The sequence below is a fragment of the Mycobacterium scrofulaceum genome (assembly GCF_001667885.1).
Taxonomy (GTDB): Bacteria; Actinomycetota; Actinomycetes; order Mycobacteriales; family Mycobacteriaceae; genus Mycobacterium; species Mycobacterium scrofulaceum_C.
The window spans coordinates 1-10070 of record NZ_LZJW01000107.1 but is presented as its reverse complement, the minus strand read 5'-3'; the positions used below and the strand labels follow the sequence as shown (position 1 = coordinate 10070).

General features: G+C 70.7%; 8 protein-coding genes and 3 pseudogenes. 4 read left to right on the top strand and 7 right to left on the bottom strand.

The features are described 5' to 3' along the window. Positions 1–24 precede the first annotated feature (24 nt). A pseudogene (locus A5681_RS27785) lies at positions 25–135 on the top strand (hypothetical protein); the annotation flags it as partial. Here the strand turns inward: A5681_RS27785 and A5681_RS26620 are convergent. The 6 genes and pseudogenes from A5681_RS26620 to mqo form a co-directional block, all read right to left on the bottom strand. Then, positions 88–390 (bottom strand): annotated as a pseudogene (locus A5681_RS26620) (NAD(P)-dependent oxidoreductase); the annotation flags it as partial. The pseudogenes A5681_RS27785 and A5681_RS26620 sit on opposite strands and share 48 nt — an antisense overlap. Before the next feature lie 139 nt (positions 391–529). Next, a complete protein-coding gene (locus A5681_RS16825) occupies positions 530–1894 on the bottom strand; it encodes a cobyrinate a,c-diamide synthase (protein ID WP_067277187.1) in 1365 nt (454 codons plus the stop codon). Next, positions 1891–2505: a cob(I)yrinic acid a,c-diamide adenosyltransferase gene (gene cobO / locus A5681_RS16820; RefSeq protein ID WP_067277184.1), complete on the bottom strand. Its 615-nt coding sequence runs from the start codon at positions 2503–2505 to the stop codon at positions 1891–1893. Before cobO ends, A5681_RS16825 begins: the two co-directional genes overlap by 4 nt. A 15-nt stretch (positions 2506–2520) precedes the next feature. Continuing rightward, positions 2521–4356 (bottom strand): VWA domain-containing protein, encoded by a 1836-nt coding sequence (locus A5681_RS16815; protein WP_067277181.1) that lies wholly within the window; start codon positions 4354–4356, stop codon positions 2521–2523. Then, entirely contained in the window at positions 4353–4880 is a 528-nt protein-coding gene (locus A5681_RS16810; RefSeq protein WP_067277178.1) for a GNAT family N-acetyltransferase, read from the bottom strand. The genes A5681_RS16815 and A5681_RS16810 overlap by 4 nt, the downstream gene beginning before the upstream one ends. Beyond that, positions 4877–6379 carry a malate dehydrogenase (quinone) gene (gene mqo / locus A5681_RS16805; protein WP_082968401.1) on the bottom strand — a complete coding sequence of 501 codons (1503 nt, stop codon included), beginning with the start codon at positions 6377–6379 and terminating at the stop codon, positions 4877–4879. The genes A5681_RS16810 and mqo overlap by 4 nt, the downstream gene beginning before the upstream one ends. Positions 6380–6488: 109 nt before the next feature. Between mqo and A5681_RS16800 the strand changes: the two genes are divergently transcribed. Both A5681_RS16800 and mtr read left to right on the top strand, forming a co-directional pair. Further along, the gene (locus A5681_RS16800) at positions 6489–7499 is read left to right on the top strand and encodes an alpha/beta hydrolase (protein ID WP_067277175.1); all 1011 of its coding nucleotides are present in this window, start codon (positions 6489–6491) and stop codon (positions 7497–7499) included. Between the two features lie 4 nt (positions 7500–7503). After that, positions 7504–8883, top strand: coding sequence for a mycothione reductase (gene mtr, locus A5681_RS16795; RefSeq protein ID WP_067277172.1), 1380 nt, complete (start codon positions 7504–7506; stop codon positions 8881–8883). Between the two features lie 125 nt (positions 8884–9008). Here the strand turns inward: mtr and A5681_RS16790 are convergent, their stop codons facing one another. Then, entirely contained in the window at positions 9009–9500 is a 492-nt protein-coding gene (locus tag A5681_RS16790; protein WP_067277168.1) for a Fur family transcriptional regulator, read from the bottom strand. A 152-nt stretch (positions 9501–9652) separates the two neighbouring features. On the opposite strand from A5681_RS16790, the pseudogene A5681_RS16785 reads away from it, so the two are divergent. Beyond that, positions 9653–10070: pseudogene (locus A5681_RS16785) on the top strand (HoxN/HupN/NixA family nickel/cobalt transporter); the annotation flags it as partial.

Sequence of the window (10070 nt, the reverse complement as noted above, 5' to 3'; positions counted from 1 at the left end):
GGCGCCACCAGGTCGGTCGAGGCGATGACCGGAATCACGTTGTCCCTGCGCGAATACCGCGACGGTGACCTCGACGGGGCCTGGTATGCGATCGCCGCCACCAACGACCCGAACGTGAACGCCGCCGTCGTCGCGGAGGCCGAGCGTCGCCACCTCTTCTGCGTCCGCGCCGACATCGCCGTCGAGGTCACCGTCGCGGTATTCGCGCAGGGACAACGTGATTCCGGTCATCGCCTCGACCGACCTGGTGGCGCTGCGGGAGATGACGTGGACGTCCGCGCCGCTGGCGATGAGCAGGGGCAGCCGGCGTTGGGCGACCGAGCCGCCGCCGACCACGACGACCTTCTTGCCGGCCAGGCGCAGCCCGGCGAGGTAGGCGTTCTCGGTCACCGGGCAAGCCTAGTGGCGGTCGCGAGCGCGGCAGGATGCCGGGCGCTGCGGGTCGCCACCATCGGAACCAGTGGCTGCGCCTGTTGGGGCCGCGGGCGTAACGCCATGGCGAGTTTGGCCGGGTTTTTTCGCCGCAGCGTTACATTCGCGGCCGGCGGGCGTGTGCGACGAACCGCGCGACGGCTTGCGGCGCCGCGGCGGGATGGGTGTGCAGGTACGACGCGTGCACGCCGGCATGCGCGACGCCGTCGCGCATGGCGTCGGTTCCGTTGCCCCGGTACATCCATGCGGGCTGGTAGCTGTCGCTGAAAGTGACTGCGGTCCGGTGGAATTCGTGTCCCACCGCGCGCTGACCGGCGGCGTACAGCGGCGAGTCGACCACGGCGACGGCGTCGCGATAGGCCAGCGTCAGGTGCGGGGTGAACCGCGCCGAGCCGGCCAGCACCCCGCACATCGGATGGCCGTCGAGTTCGGTGGCCAGGTAGATGAGGCCGGCGCATTCGGCGTGGATCGGCGCGCCCGCGGCGGCCAGCTCGTTGATCTGCCGGCGCACCACCTGGTTGGCCGAGAGCTCGGCGGTGAACTGTTCCGGGAAGCCGCCGGGCAGCACCACCGCGTCGGTGCCGTCGGGCAACGGGTCAGCGAGCGGGTCGAATTCGACTACCTCGGCGCCGGCGGCGCGAAGCAGTTCGATGTGCTCGGCATAGGCGAAGGTGAACGCCTTCCCCGCCGCCATCGCCACGGTGGCGCGCGCGCCGCGCGTCTCCCCCACCGCCGTCGCCGGGTCCCACGCCGGGCGCTGGTGGCTCGCGGCGACCGCCGCCACGGCCGCGAGGTCGACGTGGCGCGCGACCAGGTCCGTCATCGCCTCGACCGCAAGCCGCGCGCGACGCCCGTACTCCACCGCGGTGACCAGGCCCAAATACCTTGTCGGCAAATCTAATTCGGCGGCGCGCGGGATGGCCCCGAGCACCGCGACGCCGGCCTGTTCGCAAGCCTGCCGCAGCACGTGTTCGTGCCGGGCCGAACCGACCCGGTTGAGGATCACGCCGCGGACCCGCGTCGCCGCATCGAAGGTCGAAAACCCGTGCAGCAGTGCGCCGATGCTGTGACTCTGCCCGCGGGCGTCGACCACCAGGATCACGGGCGCGCCCAACAGGCCCGCCACGTGCGCGGTGGAGCCCTCGGCGGGGCCGGTCGCGACGGGGCCGATGCGCCCGTCGAAGAGTCCCATCACCCCTTCGACCACCGCGATGTCCGCGCCGGCGGCGCCGTGCGCGTACAGCGGGCCGACGAGGTCCTCGCCGACCAGCACCGGGTCGAGGTTGCGGCCGGGCCGCCCGGCGGCCAGGCCGTGATAGCCCGGGTCGATGAAGTCCGGGCCCACCTTGAACGGCGCCACGACGTGGCCCGCGCGACGCAGGGCACCGATCAAACCCGTTGCGACGGTTGTCTTTCCGCTGCCCGACGCCGGCGCGGCGACGACGACGGCGGGGACGCTCACCACTCGATGCCCTTCTGCCCCTTACGACCGGCGTCCATCGGGTGCTTGACCTTGGTCATCTCGGTGACGAGGTCGGCGGCCTCGATCAACCGCCGCGGGGCATCGCGCCCGGTGATGACGACGTGCTGGTGGCCGGGCCGCGCCAACAGCGTGTCCACCACCTCGTCGACGTCTACCCATCCCCATTTCAGCGGATAGGTGAACTCGTCCAGCACGTAGAAGTCGTGGCGCTGATCGGCCAGCCGGCTTGCGATCTCCGCCCACCCGTCGGCGGCGGCCGCCGCGTGATCGAGCTCGCTGCCCGCCTTGCGGGACCACGACCAGCCGGCGCCCATCTTGTGCCATTCGACGGGCCCACCGACGTTGTGCTGCTGGTGCAGCTGACCGAGCTGGGCGAAGGCGGCTTCCTCCCCCACCTTCCACTTGGCGCTCTTGACGAACTGGAACACGGCGACGGAGAGCCCGGCGTTCCAGGCGCGCAACGCCATTCCGAATGCGGCGGTCGACTTCCCCTTGCCCGGGCCGGTGTGCACCGCCAAGACCGGGGTGTTGCGCCGGGCCCTGGTGCTCAGCCCGTCGTCGGGCACCTGAACCGGTCGGCCTTGGGGCATCAGCGGTTACCCTCCTCAGGCCGCGTTTCGCACGGCGCGCGTCAGGGAGTCCGCGTGCAACTGCTCGAGGCGCACGGCCGGCGCCCCGAGGTGGCGGGCCAGTTGCGCAGCCAAACCCAGCCGCACGTAGGACGTTTCGCAATCCACGACCACCGCGGCGGCGCCCTCGGCCACGAGCCGGGCGGCCGCCGCCCGGCTGCGGCCCAACGGATCCGGTCCGGCCGTGGCCCGGCCGTCGGTGAGCACCACCACCAGGGACCGCCGGGCCCGATCGCGCGCCTTCTCCCGCACGATCAGTTCCCGCGCGGCGAGCAGGCCCTCCGCCAAGGGGGTTTTGCCGCCGGTGTCGAATCGGGCCAGTCGCCGGCCGGCGATGTGCGCCGACGACGTCGGCGGCAGCAGCAGCCGCGCCTCGTGCTGGCGGAACGTGATCACGGCGACCTTGTCGCGGCGCTGGTAGGCATCGCGCAGCAGCGACAGCGTCGCCCCGCTCACCGCGGCCATGCGATCGCGCGCCGCCATCGAGCCCGAGGCGTCCACGACGAAGATGACCAGGTTGCCCTCGCGCCCCTCGCGGATCGCCCGTCGCACGTCGTCCGGGCCCGGCCGCAACGGCCCGGCGCCGGCACGCTCGGCGGCCGCAAGCACGGTGGCGAACAGGTGCAGCCCGTGCGCGCCGGAGCTCGTGTCGCCGCCGTCGGCCGATGCGATCACGCTCCCGGTGGCGTTGCGCGCCCGCGACCGCCGCCCCGGGGCGCCGTCGCCGACCCCGGGCACCGTCAGGGCCCGGGCGCGGAAGGTCTTCGACGGCGGCGCGCTGGGGCGCGGCGGTTGAGGCTGCTGGGTGGTCGACGAATCCGGTTGTTCGGCAGCACCTTCCGCGGACTGCCCGCCGCCCGGCGGGTCGGGGTCGGGGTCGGGCTCGTCGTCACCGGCTTGCGCCAGCGCCGCGTCGAGCTGGTCGCGGTCGATGCCCGGGTCGTCGAAGGGGTCGCGGCGGCGCCGATGCGGCAACGCCAGCTCGGCGGCCACCCGGACGTCCTGCTCTTCGACGGCCTTGGCCCCCCGCCAGGCGGCGTGTGCGGCCGCGGTGCGGGCCACCACCAGGTCGGCGCGCATCCCGTCGACGTCGAACGCCGCGCACACCGCCGCGATGCGCCGCAATTCGTTGTCCGGCACCACCACGTCGCCGACGAGCGCCCGCGCGTCCGCGATGCGCCGGGCCAGCTCCGCCTCGGCCTCGGCGTACCGCTCGACGAACGCGTCGGGGTCCGCCTCGTAGGCCATCCGCTGTCGGACGACTTCCACCCGCACGTCGACATCGCGTGACGCGTGCACGTCGACGGTGAGGCCGAACCGATCCAGCAGTTGCGGACGCAGTTCACCCTCCTCCGGATTCATCGTGCCGATGAGGACGAACCGGGCCTCATGCGAATGGGAGATGCCGTCGCGTTCGATGTGCACCCGGCCCATGGCCGCGGCGTCCAGCAGCACGTCCACCAGATGGTCGTGCAGCAGGTTGACCTCGTCGACGTAGAGCACGCCGCCGTGCGCGCGGGCCAACAGCCCCGGCGAGAACGCGTGCTCGCCGTCGCGCAGCACCCGCTGCAGATCCAGCGAGCCGATCACCCGGTCTTCGGTTGCGCCGAGCGGCATTTCGACCAAACCGGCCCCGTCGCCGTCGGTCGCCGCGGACAACAACGCCGCCAGGCCGCGCACGGCCGTCGACTTCGCCGTGCCCTTCTCGCCCCGGATCAGCGCACCGCCGATCTCCGGGCGCACGGCGCACAGCAGCAGCGCGAGGCGCAGCTGGTCGTGCCCGACGATCGCGCTGAACGGATACGGCTTCACGTCATCTCCGTGAGACCGGAGCCGGGCCCGTCCGCCGCCGGTGCGGGCCGGGCATCGGCCTGAGTAAGAGGCGGGCGCGAGGGCTTGAGCATCGGCACGTGCGGAATGCCGTCGTCGACGAAATCCTCGCCGGCGCGGACGAATCCGTGCTGCGCGTACATGTCGGCCAGGTACGTCTGCGCGTCGATCCGGCACGGGTAGTCGCCCACCTCGGCCAGGGCTGCGCGCAGCAGCCGGGTGGTGTGGCCCTGCCCCCGGGCGCTGCGTTTGGTGCACAACCGGCCGATCCGGAACGTCTTCTGGCCGCCGGCGTGTTCTTCCATCAACCGCAGCGTGCAGATCACCTCACCCTCGGGCGTCTCCAGCCAGAAGTGCCGGGTTTCGGCGAGCAGGTCGCGCCCGTCCAGCTCCGGGTAGGGGCAGGCCTGCTCCACCACGAACACCTCCACCCGCAGCTTCAGCAGCTCGTAAAGGGTTCGTGCGCCAAGGTCTTTGGCCCAGGACCGACGCAACGCTTCACTCATGACCGAACCCCCGAATCGGACTTCAACCCCAGCGCCTCGGCGCTCCAGGACCACACCTCGTCATACAGCGCCGGCTCGCGGGACAGCTCGACTCCCAGCGAGGGCACCATCTCTTTGAGCCTCGGCAGCCAGGAGCGATAGCGGCCGGCGAAGCACCGCTCGAGCACCTCGAGCATGGCCGCCACCGCCGTCGACGCCCCCGGCGACCCTCCCAGCAGCCCGGCAATGCTGCCGTCGGCGGCGGCCAGCACGGTGGTGCTGAAGTCCAGCACACCCCCCTTGCGCCGGTCCCGCCGGATCACCTGCACGCGCTGACCCGCCACGGTCAGCTCCCAGTCGGAATCAACTGCGCTGGGGGCGAATTCGCGCAGCGCGTGGATGCGGTCGGGTTCGGACAGCCGCAGCTGGGCCAGCAGGTAGTTGACCAGCGTCAGCTGGGTGAGGCCGACGCCGAGCATGGACAGCGCGTTGTCCGGCTTCACCGAGCGCGGCAGGTCGCTGAGGCGGCCGTGCTTCAAGAACTTCGGCGACCACCCGGCGTACGGGCCGAACACCAACCACGGCTTGCCATTGACGAATCGGAGGTCCAGGTGCAGCGCGCCGAGCGGCGGGGCTCCCGGCGCCGGGACCCCGTACACCTTGGCCCGGTGGGCGGCGGTGAGCGCGGGGTTGTCGGTGCGCAGGAACCGGCCGCCGATCGGGAATCCGGCGAAGCCCCTGACCTCCTTGATGCCGGACTTCTGCAACAACGGCAGCGCGTCACCGCCGGCGCCGACGAAGACGAATTTGGCGTTCAGCCGGTGCTTTTCGCCGGTGCGGCGATTGCGGAGCAGCAGCGTCCAGCTGCCGTCCGGTTGCCGCGTCAGATCGCGGACCTCGTGGCCGAACAGCGCGCTCGCGCCGCCTTGCACGCAATAGCCGATGAGCTGGCGGGCCAGCGCGCCGAAGTCGACGTCCGTGCCGTGCGGCGCCCAGTTGAGCGCGGTCGGCTCGGAGAAGTCACGCTTGGCGGCCATCAGCGGCAGCCGGCGGGCGAACTCGTCCGGGTCGTCGATGAATTCGGTGCCGGCGAACAGCGGGTTGTCGGCCAGCGCCCGTTGCCGTCGGCGCAAGAATTCGACGCGGTGCGCGCCGCGCACGAAGCTCACGTGCGGGATCGGGTTGCAGAAGCCGGTATCGGTCAGGATCCCGTTCTGCGCGGCGTAGGCCCAGAATTGGCGGGTCACCTGGAACTGCTCGTTGATGCGCACCGCTTTGGTGACGTCGATCGAGCCGTCGGGAGTTTGCGGGGTGTAGTTGAGCTCGCACAGCGCCGAATGGCCGGTGCCGGCGTTGTTCCAGGGACTGCTGCTCTCGGCCGCGACGGCGTCCAGCCGTTCGACGATGGTCATCGACCAATCCGGCTGCAGCCGGCGCAGCAACGCGCCCAGCGTCGCGCTCATGATGCCCGCGCCCACCAGCACGACGTCCGTGCGTGCGGTTCGGGCTAGCGACGACACCTGCTCCTGGTCCTTCCCTCGACTGCACCGGTCCCCAGGCTATCCGAGCGGAACGGGGCGCGAACGGCGTGCGGCTCCCCGCGACCAGCAAAACCTCTAAGCTGGCCTCGTGACTGGCTGGGTGCCCGACGTCCTGCCCGGATATTGGCAGCGCACCATCCCCCTCGGGCCCGACCCGGTCGGCGAGGGCGAGATCGTCGCAACGCTGATCCGGCGCGGCGAGCCCACCGGCCCCTCGGGGGCCGGGCATGCGGTGCTGGCCGTGCACGGCTACACCGACTACTTCTTCAACACCGCGCTGGCCGATCACTTCGCCGACCGGGGCTTCGCCTTCTACGCGCTGGACCTCCAAAAATGCGGGCGCTCACGCCGCGACGGCCAGACGCCGCACTTCATCACCAATCTCGACGACTACGACACCGAGCTGGAACACGCGCTGGCTGCCATTCGCGACGAGGACCGAACCGCCAAAATCTTGGTGTACGGCCATTCCTCCGGCGGGCTCATCGTGTCGTTGTGGCTGGACAGGCTTCGCCTGCGCGATGCCGCGGCGCACGCCACCATCGGCGGTTTGGTGCTCAACAGCCCGTTCCTGGACCTGCACGGCCCGGCGGTGCTGCGCCATTCGGTGACCTCGGCGCTGATTTCCGGCCTGTCTCGGGTGCGGTCCAAGGGAGTGGTCCGGACGCCCACCGAGGGCGGGTACGGCACCACGCTGCACCGCGACTACCACGGCGAGTTCGACTACAACCTGCAGTGGAAACCGGTGGGCGGCTTCCCCATCACGCTCGGCTGGCTGCACGCCATCCGCCGTGGCCATGCCCGGCTGCACCGCGGGCTGGACGTCGGGGTGCCCAACCTGATCCTGCGTTCGGATCACACGGTGCGAGAAACCAGCGATGCGGCGTCCATGCAGTGCGGCGATGCGGTTCTCGACGTCACGCAGATCGCCCGGCGGGCCGGCTGCATCGGGAATCACAGCACCATCGTTCCGATCGACGACGCCAAACACGATGTCTTCCTGTCGCTGCCGCAGCCGCGGCAGGCGGCCTATCGGCAGCTCGACCGCTGGCTGGACCACTACCTCAACGCCGACCGCACGTCTTCGAAGAAGGGGTGACGGGGTGGAGACATACGACATCGCGATCATCGGAAGCGGTTCGGGCAACAGCCTTCTCGACGAGCGGTTCATCGGCAAGCGGGTCGCGCTGTGCGAGCACGGCACGTTCGGCGGCACCTGCCTCAACGTCGGCTGCATCCCGACCAAAATGTTCGTCTACGCCGCCGAAGTCGCCACGACGATCCGCGAGGCGGCGCGTTACGGGGTCGACGCGCACGTCGACCGGGTGCGCTGGGACGACATCGTCTCGCGCATCTTCGGGCGCATCGATCCGATCTCGATGAGCGGGGAAGACTATCGCCGCGCGTCACCCAACGTCGACCTGTACGACCAGCACGCGCGGTTCGGGCCGGTCCAGCCCGACGGGCGCTACCTGTTGCGCACCGCCGCCGGTGAGGAGTTCACCGCCGATCAGGTGGTGATCGCGGCGGGGTCGCGGCCGGTTATCCCGCCCGCGATCCTCGACTGCGGCGTGGCTTATCACACCAGCGACACGATCATGCGCATCCCGGAGTTGCCGGAGCACCTCGTGATCGTCGGAAGTGGCTTCGTGGCGGCAGAATTCGCGCACATCTTCTCCGCCCTCGGCGTCCGGGTGACGCTGGTGATCCGGGGCGGCACGCTGCTGCGGCATTGCGACGACACCCTGTGCAAACGCTTCACCCGCATCGCGGCGGCCAAGTGGGAACTGCGCACCCACCGCAACGTCGTGGGCGGCGCCAACCACGACTCGGGCGTAGCCCTGCAGCTGGACGACGGATCGACCCTGAACGCGGACCTGCTGCTGGTCGCGACCGGGCGGGTGCCCAACGCGGACCTGCTGGACGCCGAACAGGCCGGTGTCGATGTCGAGGACGGCCGGGTGGTGGTCGACGAATACCAACGGACCTCCGCCCGTGGGGTTTTCGCCCTCGGCGACGTCTCCTCGCCGTACCAGCTCAAACACGTCGCCAACCACGAGGCCCGCGTCGTGCGGCACAACATCCTCTGCGACTGGAACGACACCGACGCGATGGTCGCCACCGATCACCGCTATGTACCGTCGGCGGTGTTCACCGACCCCCAGGTGGCGGCGGTCGGCCTGACCGAAACCCAGGCCATGGCACAGGGATTCGACATCTCGGTCGCGAGGCACAACTACGGCGGCGTCGCCTACGGTTGGGCCATGGAGGACACCACCGGGATAGTCAAGCTCATCGCCGAGCGCGGCACCGGGCGCCTGCTGGGCGCGCACATCATGGGTCCCCAGGCGTCCTCGATCATCCAGCCGCTGATCCAGGCGATGAGCTTCGGGTTGACCGCCCCGGAGATGGCCCGCGGGCAGTACTGGATTCATCCGGCGCTGCCGGAAGTGGTCGAGAACGCGCTGCTGGATCTGGGCTAGTGGCGATCGCGAGCGCGGCATGGCCGGGCGCTGCGGGTCGCCACCATCTGGGCTAGTGGCGATCGCGAGCCCGGCATGGCCGGACGCTGCGGGTCGCCACCATCTGGTCTAGTACCGGGCCGAGGTCAGTGCCCGGACCGGTTGAGCGGCCGCTCCCCGTCCTGGCACTGAGGGCACAGCCCGTGCAGTGTCAGGCCCGCGGCCTCCGAGAGCGTAAACGAGCTGCCCGCCATCGCGTGCTCGAGCGCCGCGCTGAGCTGCCGCGCGGGCACCTCGATGATCGAGCCGCATTCGGTACACACGGCGTGGTGGTGCGGCGCGGTGGCCATCCCGTAGGTGGTGACACCGCCGTCGAGGGTCAGCGCATGCAGCATCCCCTGCCCCACCAGGGTGGTCACCGTGCGATAGATCGTTGCCACGTCGGGAGCGTGGGCGCCGTGCGGCAACGCCGCCCGCACCCGCTTGTGGATTTCGGCCACCGGCAGGTGCCCGTCGACGGGCTCGAGCACCGCGAGGACCTGGATTCGTGAGGACATCCGCCGCAGCCCCCGCGCGCGCAGCAGATCACCGATCCGCGCGGCGACGGAGGGGTCCAGATCCGACGGCTTGGGCGTCACCCGCCCAGTGTCGCGCCGCGATGCGGGGCGCGCCAGTTTTCGGCCGAATTCGCGCCCGCTGCCGGCCAGGGGTTTCCTGCAACCGACTTGCATCTAGCCGGCGGCCGCACATACAGTCGTGCCGGTTGTTCCCTCAGGTTGGAAGGACCCCAGTGGCCAGTACTGAGCTCGACTGGCGACCGTCATGGACGACCAAGCTGCGCAACGCCTTGACGGCGGCGGAATGGTGGCGACTCGCCTCGATGCTGGCGGTCATCGTCGCGCTCCATCTGGTCGGCTGGCTGACCCTGGTGGCCCTGGTCGCCCCGGCGCAATTAAGCCTCGGCGGCAAGGCATTTGGTGTGGGCATCGGGTTGACGGCCTACACCCTGGGCATGCGGCACGCGTTCGACGCCGACCACATCGCCGCCATCGACAACACCACCCGCAAGCTGATGAACGACGGGCAGCGCCCGCTCGCGGTCGGATTCTTCTTCTCGCTCGGCCATTCCACGGTGGTGTTCGCGCTGGCGGTCCTGCTGGCGTCCGGGGTGAAGACCATCGTCGGGCCGGTCCGCGACGACTCGTCGG